Genomic DNA, 21,879 nt, shown 5'->3' on the forward strand with positions numbered 1-21,879 from the left:
GAACAACCTGCCGGAGCGCTTCACCACCCCCTGGAAGAGAATCCGTAAATCCTTGATTTTCAAGCATTTACTCTTCGTCGTCGCCGGGAGTGGTGCGCATTATAGGGAGATAGAAACTGGCGTCAACACTTATTTGAAACTTTTATTACGAAACACCGTGACGAGTTCGAAGCCTGGGCAGGCGGCGAGCGATCGAGGGTAGCCGCAGCAGCATGAGCGACGCACCAACCACAGCGTACAGGGTCCACTCCTCCAGGTCTGCCCGCACCACCCAGAGCATGTGCAACAAGCCGAGCCCAAGGATCAGGTAGACCAGGCGATGCAGCTTCTTCCAGCGGCTACCGAGCTTGCGCATGGCGAAGCGGTTGGAAGTGATCGCCAACAGGAACAGGCAGACGAATCCAAGCATTCCCACGATGATGTAGGGACGCTTGCTCAACTCGATGCCCAACTGCCCCCAGTCCAACCCCAGGATGAACACGCAGTAAGCGCTCAGGTGCAGCAGCACATAGGTGAAGCACCACAACCCCAACTGGCGGCGCACGGCGATCCAGCCCGGCCAGCCGCTCAGCTTCTGCAGTGGCGTCATCGCCAGGGTGAGTAGCAGCAATACCAAGGCGCCCAGCCCCAGTCGATCGACCAGGGTCTTGCCCGGGTCAGGTCCGAGGGCAAAGATCCAGGCTTGGTACAACCACCAGGCCGGCACCGCCAACGCCCCCAGGAATACCGCAAGGCGCAGATACCAGTAGCGCATCAGTAGTACTTCCTCAGATCCATGCCGCTATAAAGGGAAGCGACCTCACTCCCGTAGCCATTGAACATCTGCGTATCCCGCACATTGGGACTGAACAACCCACTGGGCAGGCGCCGCTCGCGGGCCTGGGACCACCGCGGGTGGTCGACCTGCGGATTGACGTTGGCATAGAACCCGTACTCGTTGGCGGCAATGCTTTCCCAGGTGGTCTTCGGCTGCTCGCGGACCAGACTGATACGCACGATAGACTTGATGCTCTTGAAGCCATACTTCCACGGCACCACCAGGCGCAACGGCGCGCCATTCTGGTTGGGCAACAGCCGCCCGTACATGCCCACCGCCAGAATTGCCAGGGGATGCATCGCCTCGTCCATGCGCAAGCCTTCCATATAAGGCCAGTCGATCACCGAGAAACCGGAGCGTTGGCCGACCATCTGTTCCGGACGCTGCAGGGTTTCGAAACGGACGAACTTCGCCTGCCCATTGGGTTCGACCCGCTTGAGCAGGTCCGCCAGGGGAAAGCCCAGCCAAGGGATCACCATCGACCAGGCTTCCACGCAGCGCAGCCGATAGATGCGCTCTTCCAGTTGGTAGGGTTTGACGAAATCCTCGAGGGCATAGGTACCCGGCTTGCCGACCTCGCCGTCGATCACCACCGACCAGGGCTCGGTCTTCAGGGCCGAGGCGTTTTCCGCCGGGTCGCCCTTGTTCGGCCCGAACTCGTAGAAATTGTTGTAGTGGGTGGCGTCCTTGAATGGCGTGATCGCCTCCCCCTGGACATTCACCGCCTGCCAGCGGGTCTGCGGTAGCTTTTCGGCGAACCAGCCCGGCGCCGGTACCGACTCGACACCGGCATAGCGCTGCTCGTCGGCAAAGCCCAGGCGTGGCAGGCCGCTGGCCAGCGCCAATCCGGCGAGGGAAGCGCCGAGCAGGCGCCGACGGGACAGGTAGAGGGTTTCGGACGTGACTTCCGACTCGGAACAGTCGGAACGGGAGGGAATCTTGATCAGCATGACGGGCTCCGCAATGACCAGCTTTGTGCCAGTAGACTACGGAGCCCGTTGGAAATTACATCAGCTCGGCTGCTTCCGGCGACGCAGTTGCAGCAGGTATTGCACAGGACCGGAGGCCGCGTAGGCAAGGAACAGCAACAGGAGGATGCGCGGCGGGTCGGTAAAGACCACGGCGAAGGCCAGCACCACGATAAGGATCGCCACGAACGGCACCCGGCCGCGCAGGTCGAGATCCTTGAAGCTGTGGTACTTGATGTTGCTGACCATCAGCACACCGGCGGCGGCGACCAGCAGGGCGACGAGGAAGGCAACCTTGGCGCCCTGGATCTCGAAATCGCTGAACGCCCATACCGTGCCCGCCACCAGCGCCGCGGCGGCCGGACTGGCCAGGCCGATGAAATAGCGCTTGTCGGCCTTGCCGACCTGGGTGTTGAAACGAGCCAGACGCAGGGCTGCGCCCGCAACGTAGATGAAGGCGACCATCCAGCCGACCTTGCCGAGGCTGCCAAGCGCCCATTCGAAGGCGACCAGCGCCGGCGCCACACCGAAGGCGACCATGTCGGACAGCGAGTCATACTCGGCGCCGAAGGCGCTCTGGGTGTTGGTCAGGCGAGCCACGCGGCCGTCCAGTCCATCGAGGACCATGGCCACGAAGATAGCGATGGCGGCGTTGGCGAACTGGCCGCTCATGCCATTGATGATGGCGTAGAAGCCGGAAAACAGGGCCGCCGTGGTGAACAGGTTGGGCAGCAGGTAGATACCGCGGTGACGAACCTTCCGCCCTTCGGCGTCGTGCCCTTCTTCTATATGTTCGTCGATGGGCAGCAGGCTTTCTTCGTCGGAGGCCTTGTTCGGCTCCTCGGGACGTTCACTCATGGACAATTCCTTGGGAACTGATGGGGTACGAATATGCCGACAGCACTTCTGACTAGGAAGACAACTCCGCCGGCCCAGGCTTTATACCAGATCGCCAGGCAAGAACGAAAAAACGCGGCCGGGGCCGCGTTTTTTCGTCTGTCGCCGGAGCCGCTTAGTTCTTGCTCTTGTCGACGATCTTGTTGGCTGCGATCCACGGCATCATCGCGCGCAGCTTCTCGCCGATCTGCTCGATCGGGTGAGCGGCGTTGTTGCGGCGGTAGGCAGTCATCGACGGGTAGTTGGCCGCACCTTCGGTAATGAACATTTTCGCGTACTCGCCGTCCTGGATGCGCTTCAGGGCGTTGCGCATGGCAGCACGGGACTCGGCGTTGATCACCTCCGGACCGGTTACGTACTCACCGTATTCGGCATTGTTGGAGATGGAGTAGTTCATGTTGGCGATGCCGCCTTCGTACATCAGGTCGACGATCAGCTTCAGCTCGTGCAGGCACTCGAAGTAGGCCATTTCCGGCGCGTAACCGGCTTCGACCAGGGTTTCGAAACCGGCCTTGACCAGCTCGACGCAACCACCGCAGAGAACGGCCTGCTCACCGAACAGGTCGGTTTCGGTCTCGTCCTTGAAGGTGGTTTCGATGATACCGGTACGACCGCCGCCGACGCCGCAGGCGTAGGACAGGGCGACGTTCTTGGCGTTGCCGGAAGCGTCCTGGTAGATGGCGATCAGGTCAGGGATGCCACCGCCCTTGACGAACTCGGAACGCACGGTGTGACCCGGTGCCTTCGGCGCGATCATGATCACGTCGAGGTCGGCGCGCGGGACGACCTGGTTGTAGTGGATGGAGAAGCCGTGAGCGAAGGCCAGGGTGGCGCCCTTCTTCAGGTTCGGCTCGATCTCTTCCTTGTACAGGCGGCCCTGGAACTCGTCCGGGGTGAGGATCATGACCACGTCGGCTGCGGCGACGGCGGTCTTCACGTCGGCAACCTTCAGACCGTGCGCTTCGGCCTTGGCCACGGTGGCGGAGCCGCTACGCAGGCCCACGGTGACGTCGACGCCGGAGTCCTTCAGGTTGCAGGCATGGGCGTGGCCCTGGGAGCCGTAGCCGATGATGGCAACTTTCTTGCCCTGGATGATCGAGAGGTCACAGTCTTTATCGTAGAAAACGCGCATGGGAATTCCCCTTCAGTAAGGCCTCGCGGGCCTGCTTTCAGTTCAGATGCTCAGAGTCTTGTCGCCACGGGCGATGCCGGTGACGCCACTGCGGACCACTTCCAGGATCGACGCGGTGCCGATGGCCTGGATGAAGCTGTCCAGTTTGTCGCTGGTACCCGCCAGTTGCACGGTATAGACGCTACTGGTGACGTCGACGATCTGCCCACGGAAGATATCGGTGGTGCGCTTGACCTCGGCGCGCTGGGCGCCCGTGGCCTTGACCTTCACCAGCATCAGCTCGCGCTCGATATGGGCGCTTTCCGACAGATCCACCAGCTTGACCACTTCGATCAGCTTGTTGAGGTTCTTGGTGATCTGCTCGATCACCTCATCGTGCCCCACGGTGGTCAGCGTCAGACGCGACAGGGTCGGGTCCTCGGTCGGCGCCACGGTCAGGCTTTCGATGTTGTAGTTGCGTTGGGAGAACAGGCCGACCACACGGGACAATGCGCCTGGCTCGTTTTCCAGCAGCAGGGAAATGATGTGTCGCATGATCAGGTACGCTCCGTCTTGCTCAGCCACATGTCGCGCATCGCGCCGTCACGGATCTGCATCGGATAGACGTGTTCGCTGGCGTCCACCTGGATGTCGAGGAAGACCAGGCGATTCTTCATGGCGAACGCCTCCTCCATCTTCGGCTTCAGATCCTTCAGGTCGGTGATGCGCATGCCGACATGCCCGTAGGCTTCGGCAAGCTTGACGAAGTCCGGCAGGGATTCCATGTAGGAATGCGAATAACGGCTGTTGTACTGCATGTCCTGCCACTGGCGGACCATGCCCAGGGCACCATTGTTCAGGTTGACGATCTTCACCGGCAGGTCGTACTGCAGGCAGGTAGACAGTTCCTGGATATTCATCTGGATACTGCCCTCGCCGGTCACGCAGGCGACATCGTCGTCCGGGAAGTTGAGCTTGATGCCCATCGCCGCCGGGAAGCCGAAGCCCATGGTGCCGAGACCGCCGGAGTTGATCCAGCGATTGGGCTTGTTGAACTTGTAGTACTGCGAGGCGAACATCTGGTGCTGGCCGACATCGGAGGTGATGAAGGCATCGCCATGGGTAACCTCGTAGAGCGTCTCGATGACGGTCTGCGGCTTGATGATGCTGCCGTCGCCCTTGTCGTACGGGAACAACCCACGGTTACCACGCCACTCGTCGATCTGCTTCCACCAGGCAGCCTGGGCATCCTGGTTCGGGGTCTCGCCGATTTCCCTGACGATCGCGACCATTTCGGTGAGAACGCTGTCCACCGGGCCGACGATCGGGATGTCGGCCTTGATGGTCTTGGAAATCGACGCCGGATCGATGTCGATGTGGATGATCTTGGCGTTCGGGCAGAACTTCGCCGCACCGTTGATGACCCGGTCGTCGAAACGCGCGCCGACCGCGAGGATCACGTCGCTGTGATGCATCGCCAGGTTGGCGGTGAAGCTGCCATGCATCCCGAGCATGCCGAGGAACTGGCGGTCCGCGCCGGGATACCCGCCGAGGCCCATCAGGGTGTTGGTCACCGGCAGGTTGAGCATCTGCGCCAGCTCGGTCAGCGGCGCCGCGGCATTGCCCATGATCACGCCGCCGCCGGAATAGACCACCGGGCGCTTGGCGGCCAGGAGCATCTCGGCGGCCTTGCGGATCTGTCCCGAGTGACCGCGAACGGCCGGGCTGTACGAACGCAACTTGACCTTCTTCGGATAGGAATATTCGAACTTCTGCGTCGGGTCGCCCATGTCCTTCGGAATATCCACGACCACCGGCCCCGGACGACCGGACTGCGCCAGGTAGAAGGCCTTCTTGATCACCTCGGGAATTTCCGAGGGATGCTTGATGATGAAGCTGTGCTTCACGATCGGCCGGGAGATCCCGACCATGTCGGTTTCCTGGAACGCATCGGTACCGACCATGTTGCTCGGCACCTGGCCCGACAGGATCACCATCGGGATGGAGTCCATGTATGCGGTGGCGATACCGGTGATGGCGTTGGTCGCGCCCGGGCCGGAAGTCACCAGCACGACACCGGGCTTGCCGGTGGCGCGGGCGTAGCCGTCGGCCATATGGGTAGCCGCCTGTTCGTGGCGCACCAGGATGTGGGTCACGTCGTGCTCCTTGAAGAGCGCGTCGTAGATATGCAGGAGGGCACCACCCGGGTACCCGTAGATGTACTTAACGCCTTCGTCGCGCAACGAGCGGACGACCATTTCAGCGCCAGATAAAAGCTCCACGTTTTCACCTCTAGAACGCTATACGGCCACCCAGGGGCGGGCGACCGAAATTCGGTTGGCTGCCCGGCAGAGCATGGGTGACGGTAGTCACCGGCTACGTCAACTGCCGATTGAGCAAACTTGGAAGGGCGCCTGGTGTTACGGAGCTCTTCCACCCAGCGCGAGGTAACGCGAAGCAGGGTGTAACTTTCGGCGCGGGTAGGCACCTCATGGTCTGCCGGAGAGGGGACTGGGTTGCAGACGGCCCGCTACAGCGAGCTTGGATTCTTCGCATTCGTCGAACGCAAGTCAAGCTTTATTCTGAAAATTATCAAAAAAAATTCCAAGGAAGCTGCCATACCCTTCCATAAAAAAGCTGATCAATGACCAAAAACAGATTTTATGGCTAGAAAATTCCGATTTAGAGCAAACTTTTCCAAAATGCCCATGATTCCCGCGAGGACTTGCCACGGCGAGGCCGTCTCCGGCGGCGGTTGTGATGCCGTGCAGCATGCCGCGCTGGCGGATTTGGTTATAGTTAGCCGCAGTTAGCGCATTCCAAGGACTCCGCATGCGACGCATGATCCTCCCGGCCAGCTTGTTGCTCGCCCTTTCCTCTTTCGCCATGGCCGCCCCGATCTACAAATGGGTCGACGCCGAGGGCGTCACCCACTTCGGCGCACAACCGCCGCAAGGTGCGCAAGCGACCACGGTGAATACCCAGACCGCCCCGCCGCCGGACAACTTCCCCCTGCCCCCCTCGACCCCGGCACCGACCATCCAGCAGAAACCGGCCGATCCCGAGCAGAAGGCGATCGACGACAAGGTGAAGCAGCAAGTGGCGAAGGAAGAGGCCGAGCGTAAGCAGTTCTGCGAAGAGACCCGCAACAACCTCGCGCAACTGAAGAACAACCCGCGCGTAAGGGTCGACGAAGGCAAGGGCGAACTCCGTCGCCTCGGCGAGGAAGAACGCCAGGAGCGAATCGCCAAGGCCGAAAAGGCGATCCAGGAGAATTGCCGCTGAGGCGAACACAGCCCCGTCCCGCAGCTGGGGGCTGACCCGGCTCTCCGCCTTGCTTGAAGCAAAGAAAAACCCGGCCTGTAGCCGGGTTTTTCTTTACTGCCGAAGCTTCATGACGGCCCGCCGATCAGCCGGTCGAACTCGCCAAGCGCCGCCAGCAGACCGGCGACTTCCTCGCCACGCTGCGCATAGGCCACCTCGGCCATGGCCAGGATACCCGAGGCCTGCGGCAAGGCGCTGTCGCTTTCGAGAATCAGCTTCATCCGCGGCAGGAAGATCCATTGCAGCCATTGCTCGAGCGCCAGCGTATCCACGCAGAACGGCTCGGGGCTGGCCAGCGCTTCCGGGGCGGGGCGGTTTTCGCTCCACCAGCCGAGGGCACGCAACTCACGCTCGATCAGCAACAACTGGTCGGCCAGCGCATAGACCCGTCGATCCATCAGGAGCTGACCTTTGCCTTCTGCCGGGCCAGCGCAGCGCCGGCGGAGTCTCCCTGCTTCTCCCGCGCCTGGGCGATCAGTTCCCAGAGCCCGGCCTGCAAGGTCGGCCGGCCATTGGCGTAGCTCAAGCCACGGCGCGCGACCTGCTCGGCCTGAGCCGCATCGCCCTGGGCCAGGCGCACCTGGGCCAGGCGATAGAGCACCTGAGGCTCGCGCGGAGCGATGCGCTGGGCTCGCTCGAGGCTGGCGGCGGCACTGTTCAGGTCGCCGCTGCCCTGCTGTTGCTGGGCGGTTGTGAGCATCGCCAGGACCGGCCCGTCCAACTGCTCGTCGGCTGCCAGGCTGCCGGCCGAGCCGGAGGCCGGAATGCCGGTGGGCGCGGAACGACTGGCGCCGCTGGGCGGCATGTTGTAGCTGCCGCCCAGCGGTGGCGTGGAGGCGCTGCTGGGCGGAGCCTGGTACTGGGTGCCGGTGCCGAGCGGAGCGCTGCTGATCGGCGCGGCGCCGGACTGCGCCGGGAAAGTCTGGATCGGTGCGGAATTGGCGCCCTGCGGCACCATCACCACCACGCCGGAGTCGCCGCCCTGGGGAATGCCCTGGGTGGCGGCGCCTTGCTGGGTACGCGGTACCTGGGTACGGGTGATGCGGAAACCGCCGCTTTCCTGGTTGGAAACCGGAGTACCGGAATCCACCACCGGGATCGCCCCATGCTGCGGGCTGGCACAGCCCGCGAGCAGGGCACTGCCGGCAAGCGCGGCGAATACGAAAATCTTCTTCACGTCAGGTCCTCTCGGATCAATTCAGCCAGCCACGTACCCAGTCCATCACCTCGCCGGCGGGGTTCTGGCTCCCACAGCCTGGGCCCTGGGCGGGCTCGCTGCCACGAATATAGGGCATCTGTACGGCATTCGGGCAATCCGCCGCCGAGCCCTGCCCGGTCTGCGCGTCGACCCAGGCCATCACCACGTTCTCCGGCATCGGCATTTCCAGCGATTGCGGATGCGCCTTGCGCATGAAGCTGGCCCACACCTGCAAGGCACCGGTGGCGCCGGTAAGCGGCGTCTTGCCGTTGTCGTCGCGACCGAGCCAGACCACAGCCTGGAGGTCGCCGCCGAAACCGGAGAACCAGCTATCGCGCGAGTCGTTGCTGGTGCCGGTCTTGCCGGCGAGGGTCAGCGACGACGGCAATTGACTGTACACCGAACGCCCGGTGCCTTCGCGCATGACCCGTTGCATGGCGTTCTGCACCAGGTAGACGGCGCCCGAGTCGAAGCGCTGTTCGACCTGGAACGGATAGCGCCTGAGCGGCTGGCCGTCGGCAGTGAGGACGCTGCGGATCCCCCGCAACGGCGTGTTGAAGCCGCCGCTGGCGATGGTCTGGTACATGGTGGCGACCTCCATCGGACTGAGCGAACCGGCGCCCAGCAGCATCGAAGGATAGGCCGGCCAGTCACGGTTGATACCCAGCCGGGCGACGGTCTGCAGCACGTTGGGCACACCGACGTCGAGGCCGAGCTTGGCGGTGGACAGGTTGTAGGAGTTTGCCAGGCCCTGGTACAGGAAGATCGTGCCATGCGAGCGCCGGTCGTAGTTCTGCGGTCGCCAGACCTGGCCGTCCTGGCCTTTCACCGCGAAGGGCTCGTCCTGCACCCAGGTGGTCAGGGTGTACTTGCTCGGCCGCTCGAGAGCGGTCAGGTAGACCGCCGGCTTGATCAGCGAACCGATCGGCCGCACCGCGTCCAGGGCCCGGTTGAAGCCGGCGAAGCGCGGGTCGCGACTGCCGATCAGGGCCTGGATCTCGCCGGTTTCCGGATTGGTCACGACCATCGCCGCCTCGACCTGGTCGACTCCCTTGCGCCCACTGAGGCGCTTGAGCGTTTCGTTGACGGAGGTCTCGGCCTTCTCCTGCAGGATCGGATCGAAGCTGGTGAAGATGCGCAGCCCTTCCTCGGTCAGGTCCTCGTCGCGGTAGTCCTGGCGCAACTGGCGCTTGACCAGGTCGAGGAAGGCCGGATAGGAGCTGTCGGCCATGCTGCCCTGCCGGGTAACGCCGAGCGGGCGCTGCTTGGCGGCGTCGACTTCCTGCTGGGTCGCCACGCCCTGCTCGGCGAGCACGTCGAGCACCAGGTTGCGCCGCGCCAGCGCACGATCCGGGTAACGCCGCGGGTTGAAGTAGGACGGTCCCTTGACCATGCCGACCAGCAGCGCCACCTGGTCGAGCTTGAGCTCGGCCAGCGGCTGGCTGAAGAAATACTGGCTGGCCAGGCCGAAGCCATGGATCGCTCGTTGCCCATCCTGGCCGAGGAACACCTCGTTGAGATAGGACTCGAGGATGTCGCGCTTGTCGTAGTGCAGTTCCAGCAGCACCGCCATCATCGCTTCGTTGATCTTGCGGCTCAGACTGCGTTCGTTGCTCAGGAAGAAGTTCTTCACCAACTGCTGGGTCAGGGTGCTGCCGCCCTGGCGCAGCTGGCCGGCCGTGGTGTTGACCCACACCGCCCGGGCCACGGATTTCAGCGACACGCCATGGTGGTTCCAGAAGTCGCGATCCTCGACCGCGACCAGGGTGTCGATCAGGTAGGTCGGCACCTGATCGAGCTTGACCAGGATGCGATCCTCATGGTGCGCCGGATACAAGCCGCCGATCAGCAGCGGCTCAAGGCGCGCCACCGCCAGTTCCTTGCCGTTGGCCTGGCTCAGCCCGCTGACGTAGTTGCCGTTGAAGCGCACGCGCACGCGCTGGGCCGGTTCCGCGCCTTCGTAGAACTGGAAGCCACGGGTATTGAGTTCGACCGCGCTGGCCGCCACCGATACGGTTCCAGGGCCGCTCACGCTGGGCTCGCGACGGTAGCCGAGGGCGTCGAGTTCGCGCAGGAAGTCTTCCCTGCTCAGCTTCAGGCCGTTGAACAGCTCCAGCGGGCGGGCATAGACCTTCGCCGGGATGGTCCAGCGCCGGCCGGAGAATTTCTCCTGCACCACGGCATCGAGATAGATGGCGAAGCCGGCGAGGAGCACCAGGCCGACGAGGCCGAGCTTGAGAGCCCAGCCGAGCCATTTGTTCAGGCCGGGTGCCGGGCGTGCTTTGCTGTTACGGGAACGGGGGGATCGGGGACGCGTCATGGCGGCGCATTATACGTACTTTATCCACAGCGGACAGACACCGCATCGGCGGCATCCACGGTCTGCGCGGCCCCGGTGGATAGACGCGGCGGCAGCGCGGCGCATTCGACCGGCGATCCGGCAAATGGTTGCTATCCGCCAGCGAGGTTTGCACTGTCACCCCTTCCCGCCATAATGCGGGTTTTCGCATATTTCAGAGGCAAGGATATCCCGTGAGCCAGACCCTGATCGCCGCCCTGCAGAACCCGGCCCTCTACCCCCACCCGGTGGAGCGCTTCGAGGTCATCGAGACGCACATCTCCTGGGTCCTGTTGACCGGTCCCTACGCCTACAAGATCAAGAAGCCGATGGATTTCGGCTTTCTCGATTTCACCAGCTTGGACAAGCGCCGCTTCTATTGCAACGAAGAGCTGCGCCTGAACCAGCGCCTCACCGACGATCTCTACCTGGAGGTCCTGCCGATCACCGGCAGCGAAGAGGCGCCGCGGATCGGCGGCGACGGCGAGGCAATCGAATACCTGCTGAAGATGCGCCAGTTCCCGCAGGACAACCTGCTGGCGGCAATCCAGGGCCGCGGCGAACTGTCCAACCAGCATATCGACGAACTGGCCGAGCAGATCGCGCACTTCCACCAGAACACTCCGAAGGTGCCGCTGGAGCACCCGCTGGGCACCGCCGAGTCCTGCATGGCGCCGGTGCGGCAGAATTTCGAGCAGGTTCGCCCGCTGCTCAAGGACAAGGCCGACCTGCAACAGCTGGATGCCCTCGAAGCCTGGGCGGAAAGCAGCTTCGAACGCCTGCTGCCGGTGCTCCAGGAGCGCAAGGCGAAGGGCTTCATCCGCGAATGCCACGGCGACATCCACCTAGGCAACGCCGCGCTGATCGACGGCAGGGTAGTGCTGTTCGACTGCATCGAATTCAACGAGCCGTTCCGTTTCACCGATGTCTGCGCCGACTTCGCCTTCCTCGCGATGGACCTGGAAGATCGCGGCCTGAAGTGCCACGCTCGACGCTTCGTCAGCCTCTATCTGGAACACACCGGCGACTACCAGGCCCTGGAACTGCTGAACTTCTACAAGGCCTACCGCGCCATGGTCCGCGCCAAGGTCGCGCTGTTCAGCCTCGGCTACCAGACCGATGCCGTGCAGCGCGCGGCGACCCTGCGCCAGTACCGCAACTACGCCAACCTGGCGGAAAGCTACAGCGCCATTCCCTCGCGCTTCCTGGCGGTCACCCATGGTGTCTCCGCGGTCGGCAAGAGCCAGGTGGCCATGCGTCTGGTGGAGGCTCTGGGCGCCGTGCGCCTGCGCTCGGATGTCGAACGCAAGCGTCTGTTCGGCGAGCAGCCGGAACACGACAGGGGCCAGTTCGCCGCCGGCATCTATAGCAGCCAGGCCAGCGAAGCGACCTATGCGCACCTTCACCAGTTGGCCGCGAAGATCCTCCAGGCCGGCTATCCGGTGGTGATCGACGCCGCCTACCTGAAGCAGAATCAGCGCCAGGCCGCTTGCCACATCGCGGAAGAAACCGGCGTGCCGTTCCTGATCCTCGACTGCCAGGCACCCGAAGCGGTGATCGCCGGCTGGCTTGCGCAACGCCAGGCGGAAGGCAAGGACCCGTCCGACGCGACTCTCGACGTGATCCGCACCCAGCAGGCTACCCGCGAGCCGCTGACAGCGGCGGAGACGGTCCAGAGCAAGCGTGTAGACACCCACGACGCGGCCAGCCTCGACGGGCTGGTCGACGGCATTCGCCAGCGCCTGCCCGGTCTCTGAACGAACTGCCACGGCGCCCGCCCCTCCAGGGCGGGCGCCGTGCCGCTGCTCTTCTATACTCACGGCGAGCCTTCTGCGCAGGACGCCGCCCATGAACTCGCCCCGTCAGCTCGACTCGCCGCTCTACCAACTGCTCCACGCCGAAGACATCGAAGGCTTCAACCGACAGAAGCCGGCCGACGGCTGGATCGACCTGGCCGGCGGCGACTTCCGCGGCCTCGACCTGCGTCTGCTGGATGCCGCCCGCGTCGACTTCAGCGATGCCTATTTCCGCGGCGCCGACCTGCGCGGCGTGGATCTGCGCGAGGCGCGCCTGGAGGGCGCCAGCCTGGCCCATGCGCAGATATCCGGTACGTATTTCCCGTTGCGCCTGGCGCCGGACGAGATCCGCATGTCGGTGAACTTCGGCACCCGCCTGCGCTACCTGCCGGAGCCCTGAGAAGCGGAAGGACCACGCCAGGCCACGTTTTGCCGGGAGGCCGCTACACTTCTGGCAGGTACCCGGCCGGCTGAGGATCGGTCCCGGACCGCCTACGCCGGATCGTAAGGGCGAAGGCCGCTCGCGTCGGCCATCTCGCTCCATCGCGCCGGCCCTGTCGGCTCCGGACCGGTTCCAGGCAGTTCCGCGCCATCACGCTTCTGAGCGGCATCGCAAGGACCGACGATGAACGACGAACTGCTGAACCTGAAAAACCTCGGGAAAACCTCGACCCAATGGTTGCATGCCGTGGGTATCCACAGCGCCACCGATCTGCGTCGGCTCGGCTCGGTGGGAGCCTATCGCGCGGTCCGCGCGCGCGGCTTCCGAGCCTCGAAAGTCTTGCTCTATGCCATCGAAGGCGCACTCCTCGACGTTCACTGGAACGAGCTGTCCCCAGACCACAAGGCCGCACTGCTCGGCGAGCTGGAGACTTTCCCCGTGCGAAACAAGAGCTAGCTCACACCTGCCACGGGAAGATATTTACTCCCCCCGGGCGCCCACCTATCGTCTCGTGGACGTTCGTACCTCCTCTCCCGACCAGGCAGCTCAAGGAAATGGCCATGTATCTACTCGGCGAGCAACCGGCTTATGCCGACCAATTGATCAATCGCCTGCAGGGAATCCCTCACCGCTTGCTCGAAGGCCTGGCACCCAGCGGCCCCGCCCTGGAACTGGAACGTAGCGACGACCTGGAACGCGAGCTGCCCGCCGACCAGGTATTCCTGGTGGAAAGCGGCCTGCTGCATGCGCTGGTCGACGAACGCCCACTGTTCTACCTCCAGGAAGGCGACCTCCTCGGCCTTCGACGCGGACTCGAGCTCCCCGCCTGCCGGCATGCCAACGAAGAGCCGATCCGCCTGCTGCCCTATTCGCGCGATGCGCTGCTCCAGCACATCCATGCTGACCAGGAACGTCAGGAACTGCTATTGCAGTACCTGATCGGACAGACTGCCCTGCTCGGCGATGCGCTGGCGCACCTGAAGCAGCCGGAAGTCCGCCCGGCCACCGGCTTCCGCCACTTCGCCGCGGGCGAGGCGCTGATCCGCCAGGGCGACGATGCGGATCATGTGTTCATCATCATCGAGGGGCATGCCGAAGCGCTGGTGGACGGCCAGAAAGTCGGCGATGTGCAGAAGGACGAGATCTTCGGCGCCATGGCCGTGTTCACTCGCGAGAAACGCAGCGCCACGGTGGTCGCCAGCGAACCCTGCACGGTGATGGTGATTCCCAAGGAGCAGTTCCTCGGCCTTATGCAGAACAACCCGCGAATCGCCCATAGCCTGATCGAAGGCATGGCCCGGCGGATAGACCTGCTTAACCGGGAAGTGACCCAGCTGCGCCTGCGCCGCAGCGCCTGAGGCCCATTCCAGAGGGCTCGCGACTAGCTAGCAGAAAAGTTTGGCGAAAGCGTTTGACATGGAAATGAGAATCATTATTATGTCACTCAACTGGTCGCGAGATCAGCCGGTAAGCTGAGAGACCCACGCAGTCGGACTCTTCAGATTATCTCCTCATCAGGCTAATCACGGTTTTTGACCCGGCACTTTGCCGGGTCTTTTTTTGCCTGCGATTCGGCCGGAGACGACCGTTCATCGGCTGGCGATGGAATGAATGAGAACCGGCTTGACCTGATAATGAGAATAGTTATTATTACAACAACTGGTCGCGAGGCCAGCAGGTAAGCTGAGAGACCAAGCAGTCGGACTCTTCAGATTATCTCCTCATCAAGCTAATCACGGTTTCGACCCGGCACTTTGCCGGGTCTTTTTTTGCCCGCGAAAACGTAGCGCGATACACGGCTCCAGGCCTCGCGCCCTTCCTTCAACGTGCCTTCTTCATCTCCGCGCAATAGTCCTTGTCCGGCTGTGCCGGCGTGTACCAGGCGTAGTCGGCCTCACGCGTCGTTACCGCCTGCCCGGCCTCGACCAGCATCAGTACCTGCGCACCCTTCTCCGCACCAAGGTCGCGCAGGTGGACCGGTACGCCGAGGTCGCGTCGGGCGTGGAAGCTGCCGGCGACGAGCATCGCCGGCAGTGGCGCATCGCGAAAACGCTCGGCCATGCGGCGGTCACGTTGCTGCTGGACGGCGAGCATCGCCGGCAATTGATCGTCGGGAAGCATGCCGCAGTGGGATTCGCGAATCTGCGCAAGCAGCGGCAGGCGCACGCTGTCACGCCTGGAGGCCGTTCCGGGAAGCGGCGGTCGCTCCCTGTAGATGCGCATGATCTCGCTCCGCTGGAGGTTCGCCGCCAGCAACGGCGCGGGTTGCGCAACCGCCCAGGACACCAGGGGTCCGTACTGCGTCCAGTCCCAACCTTTCTGCCAGTCCAGGGCCTCCTCCAGGTTCGCCACCGGCTTGCCGTTCCCGAGTTGTGCGCGGACCGCATCCACCCGTGGTTGCTGGCCGGGATCGAGCATTTCCAGCAGCAGGCTGCCCTGCGCCCGGTATTCGCCCAGGGCCTGCGCCAGCCACAGCTCCACGGCATGATGATCGGGATTGTCGTGCTTCTCGCCGACGATCACTCGCGGCGCGGCCGCCAGGCGTGCGACCAGTTGCTGCGGGCTCAGCGTCACGCCGCTGCGCAATTCGACGATTCGTCCCGTCTGCGGATCGTCGCGCCCTTCCGGGCTCTGCCAATCAGGCAGCGGCGGCAGTTGGGACTGGCAGCCGCCCAGCAGCAGACAGAAAGCGAACAGGCGAATGCGCATGGCGACTCCTTCAACGGGCGACGATCAGCGGATGACCTCGCTCGGGATGACGCTGGACCAGGACCTCGAGGCCGAACACCGCGCGCAACGGCTCGGGGCGCAGGACTTCCTCGGGCGTACCGAGCAGGTGCGGGCGACCATTCTGCAACAGCAGCAGGCGGTCGCAATAGCGCGCGGCCAGGTTGAGATCGTGGAGGATCACCAGCACCGAGGCACCGCGGCGGGCGAAATCATGCACCGCCTGCAGGGTGGTGTGCTGGTGCAGCGGGTCGAGCGCCGAGGTCGGTTCGTCGAGCAGCAGCACCTGCCCCGGCTCGCCCGGCCACAGCTGCGCCAGCACCCGCGCCAGGTGCACGCGCTGGCGTTCGCCGCCGGACAGCGCCAGGTAGCTGCGCCCGGCCAGATGGCTGGCGTCGGCCGCCGCCAAGGCCTCGGCGACGATCTGCACATCGCGCTCGCGGCCGCTGGAATGGGGCAGCCGACCGAAGCCGACCACCGCCTCCACCGGAAAGGCGAAGCCCAGCGACGAACTCTGCGGCAGCACCGCCAGGCGCTGCGCGCGAGCGACGCCCGGCCAGTCGTCGAGGCCGCGCTCGTCGAGCAGTACCAGCCCTTCGGCCGGCTCCAGTTCGCCACAGAGAGCGCCAAGCAAGGTGCTCTTGCCAGCGCCGTTGGGGCCGAGTACGCCGAGCATCTCGCCAGGCCGCAGCTCCAGTTCGAGGCCTTCCAGTACAGTCTTTCCGCCACGGCGGATGGACAGGTTCTCCACGCGCAGCATCAGGCCCGCCCCCGCAATAGCAGATAAAGGAAGAACGGCGCGCCGATCAGTGCCGTGACGATGCCGATCGGCAACTCCGCCGGAGCCAGCGCCAGGCGCGCCAGCAGGTCGGCAAGCAGCAGGAGAATGGCGCCGGCCATCATCGAGGCCGGCAGCAACGTCCGATGATCCGGACCGGCAACCAGACGGATCAGGTGCGGCACCACCAGGCCGATGAAGCCGATCATCCCCGCCGCCGCCACTGCGGCGCCGACGCCAAGGGCAGTGCAAAGCACCAGTTCGGCCTTCAATCGCTCGACGTCGAAGCCCAGGTGACGGGCCTCGGACTCGCCGAGCAGCAGTGCGTTCAGCGCATCTGCCCGGCGCGGTAGCCAGCAGGCCACCAGCAGCGCCACCAGCAGCAGCGGCCAGAGTCGTGGGTAGCTGGCGCCGTTCAGGCTGCCCAGGTTCCAGAAGGTCAGGGTACGCAAGGTGGCGTCATCGGCGAGATAGGTAAACAGTCCGATCACCGCGCCGGACAGCGCGGTCAAGGCGATCCCTGCCAGCAACATGGTGGCCACGCTGGTCTGGCCATCGCGGCGGCCAAGTCGATAGACCAGCCAGGTCACCCCCAGGCCGCCGCCGAAGGCGCACAGCGACAGCAGGTAAGGCGCGAGGAACGCCGGCAAGCCACCCAGCGAGGCGCCGAACACGATGGCCAGCGCCGCGCCGAGGGCCGCGCCGCTGGACACCCCGACCAGCCCTGGATCGGCCAGCGGGTTGCGGAACAGGCCCTGCATCGCCACCCCGGACAGCGCCAGCACCGCGCCCACGGCCAGGCCGAGCAGGGTCCGCGGCAGGCGGATCTGGCCGAGGATCATTTCCGCCTGGGCCAGGCCCGTTCCATCGAGCGGCAGCCCGGCCAGGCGCAGCGCGGCGCGCAGGGTATCGCCCAGCGGCAGGCTGACGGGACCGAGGGCGAGGGACAACCAGAGGACCAACACGAGCGAAATCCCCAGCGCACCGAACAGTGCGCGGGGACGAACAACCGATTTCAATGGGCGGCTTCCGTACTCAGCGGTTTCGCGGAAGGATAAAAGGCTGCGGAGAGAGCCGCCAGGCCATCCGGCAGGCGCGGACCGAGGCCGCCCACCAGGAGCGTCGGGTCCAGCACCAGCAGTCGTCCGTCACGCGCCGCGCGGGTTGCGGCGAGGCCGGGGTTCTGCTTGAGCAGCGCGGCACGCGCCGCATCACCTTCGAGGCTGCGGTCGGCGATCACCACCGCGACCGGATCGAGCGCTGCCAGGGCTTCCACCGAGATCGGCTTGTAACCCTCATGGGTAGCCAGGTTGCGTGCTCCGGCCCGGTTCAGGACCCAATCGCCGCCGGTATTGCGCCCGGCTACCAGCAACTGACCGCCGGCGTTTCCGATCACCAGCAGGACGCCCGGGGCCGGCTGGCTCTTCTGCGCGGCCGCGATCCAGTCCGCCTGGCGCCGCAGCCGCTGACGATAGTCAAGTTCGGCGGCCTCGGCGCGCTGGGGCACGCCGAGCCAGTCGCCGAGCTTCTTCAGGTTGCTTTCCAGTGCCTCCAGATCCGGCTTGGCGGAGAGGGTCTCGACCCGCACGCCGGCGCCTTCGAGCTGCTTGAGTACCGGCGGAGGCCCCATTTCCTCGGTGCCGATGAGGATATCCGGACGCAACGCCAGCACGCCCTCGGCAGCCAGTTGGCGCTGGTAGCCGACGCTCGGCAGCTGTTTCAGCGCCTGCGGATGCTGGCTGGTGGTGTCCACCCCGACCAGCTTGCTCTCGCCGCCCAGCGCCACTACCCATTCGCTCAGCGAGCCGCCCGCGCTCACCCAGCGTTGCGGCAGCTCGGCGGCCTGGGCCATGCCGGTGCCGAGCAGGATGCCCAGCGCCAACCCGTTGAATAGTCGATCGATACGCATGATCTCTCCTCAGAGCGCCTTGAAGGATTCGGCCAGTTCGCGCCAGTCGTCGCGCTCGGGCTCGCCGGGCTTGCGCGCGCCGAACAGTTGCACGATCAGTTCGCCGTCGGCGTCGAAGGCCTCCCAGCTGGTTACGATGCCATCGGTGCTCGGCTTGCGCACCCGCCAAAGCTCGGCGATGCCGGTGGTCTTCAGGTGCAGGTTGAATTCCGGATCGAGCACGTTGAACCAGTCGTCCAGCCACTTCAGGTTGCACACAGGCCCGGTATGGATCTGGATGCAGTGGGCGTTGCCGACGAACACCATGATCGGCAACCCGCTTTCGGCCGCCGCTTCGAAGAGTTTCGCCAGGTCGCCATTGTCCAGGCGCTCGGCCCATTCGCCGCCAGCCAGGCGCAGCGCCTGGGTGCGCTGCGCGCCATGCTTCTTCAGCAGGGCGTGGAAATGATGGGTGTCCTTCAACGCGGCCCAGCCTTCGCGCAAGGCGGCGGCATCGATCTGCGCATCGACGAGCGAAGCAGCCGGCGCGCGGGGTTCGCGCAGGGCCAGCACGGCATCCTGCTCGGCAGCCCGCAGGCGCTCGACCAGCGGTTCCCAGGCGCGGACGTCGCTGGCCTCGGTAAGGAACACCTTGTGCACCGCCACGCCCTGCTGGTCGAACACCTGGATGCTGCGCTGGGTACCCCGCGCTGTCTCCTCGGCAATGGCGAAGACAGCGCTCCACCCCCCCAGGAACAGGCGCAGGTCGATATCCGGCGAGACCACCAGGCCCATCTGCCCATTGGCAGAGACCGTCACTTCGCGATACGGCCCCTTGCGTTCGTGGACGCAATGCTCGTTGCGGGTCAGCGCCATGATCGGCCCCAGTTCGCCGAGCGCCGGCAGCAAGGCGGCCCAGTCCTGCCGCAGGCGCACGGCATCGATGCCGACCCGGCTGGCGACCAGCTCGCCTTCGCTGACCTGCAACAGCGCGGCGGCGTCGCGCGCGCGTAGCTGCGGTCGCTCGGCGCGCAGGTCCTGCCAGGCGCGGTAAAGCTCGGCAGGGGAATGGGAAAGGCTGGGAGTGCTGCTCATCGACGGTTCCTCGGGCATATCCGGTTCGGTCGCGCTACGCGCAAAACAGGTGAACTTTGCCACAAAACGCATATCTGAATCCATTTGATAATTATTTGCATTAGCGTTTTTCTGGCAGTACCTTGTGCGCCCGACGTCCCCCTGGCTATTCGCCACCGGCCCGACCCAAGGAGTCCCACATGCCGCTCTCCCCGCCCTTCGCCCTGCGCCCCTGCCTGGCCCTGCTGTTGCTCAGCCCTTCCCTGGCCCTGGCGGGGAACGCCGTCCCGCTGACCCCGACCACCATCACCGCCACCCGTACCGAGCAGGCAGTGGATTCGGTGCCAAGCACCGTCAGCGTGCAGACCCGCGAACAACTGGACCGGCAGAACGTCAACAACATCAAGGAACTGGTGCGCTACGAACCGGGAGTCTCGGTCGGCGGCGCCGGCCAGCGTGCCGGGATCACCGGCTACAACATCCGCGGCATCGACGGGAACCGCATCCTTACGCAGATCGACGGGGTCGAACTGCCCAACGACTTCTTCAGCGGCCCCTACGCGCAGACCCACCGCAACTACGTCGATCCGGACATCGTAAAGCGCGTGGAAATCCTTCGCGGCCCGGCCTCGGCGCTGTACGGCAGCAACGCCATCGGCGGCGCGGTGAGCTACTTCACCCTCGACCCGTCGGACATCATCAAGGACGGCAAGGACGTCGGCGCCCGGCTGAAGGCCGGCTACGAGTCGGCCAGCCACTCCTGGTTGACCTCGGCCACCGTCGCCGGCCGCGCCGACGACTTCGACGGCCTGCTGCATTATGGCTACCGCCAGGGCCACGAGACCGAATCCAACGGCGGCCACGGCGGCACCGGGCTCTCGCGCAGCGAAGCCAACCCGGAAGACGCCGACAGCTACAGCCTGCTCGGCAAGCTGGGCTGGAACTACGCCGAGGGCAGCCGCTTCGGGCTGGTCTTCGAGAAGTACAAGAGCGACGTCGATACCGACCAGAAGAGCGCCTATGGCGGCCCGTACGACAAGGGCAAGCCGGCCATCCCGCCGAGCATGCTGCCGGGCGGCATGTACCAGTGGCGCAAGGGCAACGACACCCTGACTCGCGAGCGCTACGGCCTGGAGCACCATTTCCTGCTCGACAGCCAGGTCGCCGATCGCATCCAGTGGAGCCTGAACTACCAGTTGGCGAAGACCGACCAGGCGACCCGCGAGTTCTACTACCCGATCACCCGCAAGGTCCTGCGCACCCGCGACACTACCTACAAGGAACGCCTGTGGGTCTTCGACAGCCAGTTGGACAAGAGCTTCGCCATCGGCGAGACCGAGCACCTGCTGAGCTACGGGATCAATCTCAAGCACCAGAAGGTCACCGGCATGCGCAGCGGCACCGGCACCAACCTGGACACCGGCGCGGACAGCCCGCGCGATGCCCTGGAACGCAGCAGCGACTTTCCCGATCCGACGGTGAAGACCTACGCCCTGTTCGCCCAGGACAGCATCAGCTGGAACGACTGGACCTTCACTCCCGGCCTGCGTTACGACTACACGCGCATGGAGCCGCACATCACCGACGAGTTCCTGCGCACCATGAAGCAGAGCCAGAACACCGCGGTCGACGAGTCGGACAAGAAATGGCACCGGGTTTCGCCCAAGTTCGGCGTGACCTACGACTTCGCCCAGCACTACACCTGGTACGGCCAATACGCCCAGGGCTTCCGCACGCCCACCGCCAAGGCGCTGTACGGTCGATTCGAGAACCTGCAGGCGGGCTACCACATCGAGCCTAACCCCAACCTCAAGCCGGAAAAGAGCCAGAGCTTCGAGACCGGGTTGCGCGGCAAGTTCGACGAAGGCAGCTTCGGTGTAGCGGTGTTCTACAACAAATATCGCGACTTCATCGACGAAGACGCCCTGAATACCGATAGCACCGGCGGCAACGGCCAGACCTTCCAGTCCAACAACATCGAGCGGGCGGTGATCAAGGGCGTCGAGCTCAAGGGCCGCCTGGAGCTGGGCGCCTTCGGCGCGCCGCAGGGACTCTACACCCAGGGCAGCGTGGCCTACGCCTACGGTCGCAACAAGGACAACGGCGAGCCGATCAACAGCGTCAACCCACTCACCGGAGTGTTCGGCCTGGGCTACGACGAAGCAGACGGCAACTACGGCGGGCTGCTCAGCTGGACCCTGGTCAAACGCAAGGATCGCGTCGACGACAGCACCTTCCACACCCCGGATGGCACCGCCAGCCAGTTCAAGACCCCGGGCTTCGGCGTCCTCGACCTCAGCGCCTACTACAGGCTGAGCAAGGACCTGACCCTCAACGCCGGTCTCTACAACCTGACCGACAAGAAATACTGGCTGTGGGATGACGTGCGCGGCTACGACAGCGTCGGCGAGGCTTCGGCGCTGGCCCCGGCCAACATCGACCGACTGTCCCAGCCAGGCCGCAATTTCGCGGTCAACCTGGTCTGGGACATCTGACCCGTTACCCCTTCGCACACGGAAGT

At 64.7% G+C, this 21,879-nt stretch carries 21 protein-coding genes; 6 read left to right on the forward strand and 15 right to left on the reverse strand.

The annotated features are described in order from the left end of the window. Positions 1–145: 145 nt before the first annotated feature. The 7 genes from msrQ to LJF27_RS00035 form a co-directional block, all read right to left on the reverse strand. The gene (gene msrQ, locus LJF27_RS00005; protein WP_016253925.1) at positions 146–754 is read right to left on the reverse strand and encodes a protein-methionine-sulfoxide reductase heme-binding subunit MsrQ; all 609 of its coding nucleotides are present in this window, start codon (positions 752–754) and stop codon (positions 146–148) included. Next, positions 754–1,767, reverse strand: a complete 1,014-nt coding sequence (gene msrP / locus LJF27_RS00010) for a protein-methionine-sulfoxide reductase catalytic subunit MsrP (protein WP_003116065.1) — start codon at positions 1,765–1,767, stop codon at positions 754–756. The genes msrQ and msrP overlap by 1 nt, the downstream gene beginning before the upstream one ends. A gap of 60 nt (positions 1,768–1,827) precedes the next feature. Next, entirely contained in the window at positions 1,828–2,643 is an 816-nt protein-coding gene (pssA, locus tag LJF27_RS00015; RefSeq protein WP_003095061.1) for a CDP-diacylglycerol--serine O-phosphatidyltransferase, read from the reverse strand. A 154-nt stretch (positions 2,644–2,797) separates the two neighbouring features. After that, positions 2,798–3,814 (reverse strand): ketol-acid reductoisomerase, encoded by a 1,017-nt coding sequence (ilvC, locus tag LJF27_RS00020; protein WP_003095066.1) that lies wholly within the window; start codon positions 3,812–3,814, stop codon positions 2,798–2,800. 42 nt (positions 3,815–3,856) lie between these two features. Continuing rightward, positions 3,857–4,348, reverse strand: coding sequence for an acetolactate synthase small subunit (gene ilvN / locus LJF27_RS00025; RefSeq protein WP_003095069.1), 492 nt, complete (start codon positions 4,346–4,348; stop codon positions 3,857–3,859). Between the two features lie 2 nt (positions 4,349–4,350). Further along, a complete protein-coding gene (locus LJF27_RS00030) occupies positions 4,351–6,075 on the reverse strand; it encodes an acetolactate synthase 3 large subunit (protein WP_003095071.1) in 1,725 nt (574 codons plus the stop codon). A gap of 288 nt (positions 6,076–6,363) precedes the next feature. Next, positions 6,364–6,636 carry a hypothetical protein gene (locus LJF27_RS00035; RefSeq protein WP_152934532.1) on the reverse strand — a complete coding sequence of 91 codons (273 nt, stop codon included), beginning with the start codon at positions 6,634–6,636 and terminating at the stop codon, positions 6,364–6,366. On the opposite strand from LJF27_RS00035, the gene LJF27_RS00040 reads away from it, so the two are divergent. Then, positions 6,626–7,078 (forward strand): DUF4124 domain-containing protein, encoded by a 453-nt coding sequence (locus LJF27_RS00040; RefSeq protein ID WP_003095076.1) that lies wholly within the window; start codon positions 6,626–6,628, stop codon positions 7,076–7,078. The genes LJF27_RS00035 and LJF27_RS00040 overlap by 11 nt on opposite strands. 107 nt (positions 7,079–7,185) lie before the next feature. Here LJF27_RS00040 and LJF27_RS00045 read toward each other — a convergent pair whose 3' ends face one another. From LJF27_RS00045 to mrcB, 3 genes are read right to left on the reverse strand one after another with little or no spacing between them, the layout of a single operon-like run. Next, positions 7,186–7,515 carry a YqcC family protein gene (locus LJF27_RS00045; RefSeq protein WP_023116774.1) on the reverse strand — a complete coding sequence of 110 codons (330 nt, stop codon included), beginning with the start codon at positions 7,513–7,515 and terminating at the stop codon, positions 7,186–7,188. Then, the gene (gene lpoP, locus LJF27_RS00050; RefSeq protein WP_019485574.1) at positions 7,515–8,294 is read right to left on the reverse strand and encodes a penicillin-binding protein activator LpoP; all 780 of its coding nucleotides are present in this window, start codon (positions 8,292–8,294) and stop codon (positions 7,515–7,517) included. Before lpoP ends, LJF27_RS00045 begins: the two co-directional genes overlap by 1 nt. A gap of 16 nt (positions 8,295–8,310) precedes the next feature. Beyond that, positions 8,311–10,635, reverse strand: coding sequence for a penicillin-binding protein 1B (mrcB, locus tag LJF27_RS00055; protein ID WP_016562373.1), 2,325 nt, complete (start codon positions 10,633–10,635; stop codon positions 8,311–8,313). Positions 10,636–10,847: 212 nt separating this feature from the next. Between mrcB and LJF27_RS00060 the strand changes: the two genes are divergently transcribed. From LJF27_RS00060 to cbpA, 4 genes are all read left to right on the forward strand, one after another. Beyond that, the gene (locus tag LJF27_RS00060; protein WP_003111353.1) at positions 10,848–12,410 is read left to right on the forward strand and encodes a bifunctional aminoglycoside phosphotransferase/ATP-binding protein; all 1,563 of its coding nucleotides are present in this window, start codon (positions 10,848–10,850) and stop codon (positions 12,408–12,410) included. Positions 12,411–12,501: 91 nt separating this feature from the next. After that, positions 12,502–12,849, forward strand: coding sequence for a pentapeptide repeat-containing protein (locus LJF27_RS00065; protein ID WP_003095090.1), 348 nt, complete (start codon positions 12,502–12,504; stop codon positions 12,847–12,849). A 225-nt stretch (positions 12,850–13,074) separates the two neighbouring features. Continuing rightward, complete coding sequence (locus LJF27_RS00070; protein WP_003095094.1) at positions 13,075–13,347, forward strand: TfoX/Sxy family protein; 273 nt, start codon at positions 13,075–13,077, stop codon at positions 13,345–13,347. 104 nt (positions 13,348–13,451) lie between these two features. Further along, complete coding sequence (gene cbpA, locus LJF27_RS00075; RefSeq protein WP_003095096.1) at positions 13,452–14,249, forward strand: cAMP-binding protein CbpA; 798 nt, start codon at positions 13,452–13,454, stop codon at positions 14,247–14,249. Between the two features lie 463 nt (positions 14,250–14,712). Here cbpA and LJF27_RS00080 read toward each other — a convergent pair whose 3' ends face one another. Genes LJF27_RS00080 through LJF27_RS00100 form a run of 5 tightly spaced genes read right to left on the reverse strand, consistent with a single transcriptional unit; the run spans position 14,713 to position 19,379 of the window. Further along, positions 14,713–15,600 carry a ChaN family lipoprotein gene (locus LJF27_RS00080; protein ID WP_016264158.1) on the reverse strand — a complete coding sequence of 296 codons (888 nt, stop codon included), beginning with the start codon at positions 15,598–15,600 and terminating at the stop codon, positions 14,713–14,715. A 10-nt stretch (positions 15,601–15,610) separates the two neighbouring features. Beyond that, entirely contained in the window at positions 15,611–16,378 is a 768-nt protein-coding gene (locus tag LJF27_RS00085) for a heme ABC transporter ATP-binding protein (protein ID WP_003095098.1), read from the reverse strand. Then, positions 16,378–17,361 carry a FecCD family ABC transporter permease gene (locus LJF27_RS00090; RefSeq protein ID WP_003121063.1) on the reverse strand — a complete coding sequence of 328 codons (984 nt, stop codon included), beginning with the start codon at positions 17,359–17,361 and terminating at the stop codon, positions 16,378–16,380. The genes LJF27_RS00085 and LJF27_RS00090 overlap by 1 nt, the downstream gene beginning before the upstream one ends. A gap of 50 nt (positions 17,362–17,411) precedes the next feature. Beyond that, positions 17,412–18,305 carry a hemin ABC transporter substrate-binding protein gene (locus LJF27_RS00095; RefSeq protein ID WP_003095100.1) on the reverse strand — a complete coding sequence of 298 codons (894 nt, stop codon included), beginning with the start codon at positions 18,303–18,305 and terminating at the stop codon, positions 17,412–17,414. A gap of 9 nt (positions 18,306–18,314) precedes the next feature. Next, positions 18,315–19,379, reverse strand: a complete 1,065-nt coding sequence (locus LJF27_RS00100; RefSeq protein WP_014603331.1) for a hemin-degrading factor — start codon at positions 19,377–19,379, stop codon at positions 18,315–18,317. Positions 19,380–19,558: 179 nt separating this feature from the next. On the opposite strand from LJF27_RS00100, the gene phuR reads away from it, so the two are divergent. Next, entirely contained in the window at positions 19,559–21,853 is a 2,295-nt protein-coding gene (phuR, locus tag LJF27_RS00105; protein ID WP_003113453.1) for a heme/hemoglobin uptake receptor PhuR, read from the forward strand. Positions 21,854–21,879: the final 26 nt, after the last annotated feature.

The sequence above is a fragment of the Pseudomonas sp. 203-8 genome (assembly GCF_020708595.1).
In the GTDB taxonomy this organism is placed as follows: Bacteria; Pseudomonadota; Gammaproteobacteria; order Pseudomonadales; family Pseudomonadaceae; genus Pseudomonas; species Pseudomonas aeruginosa.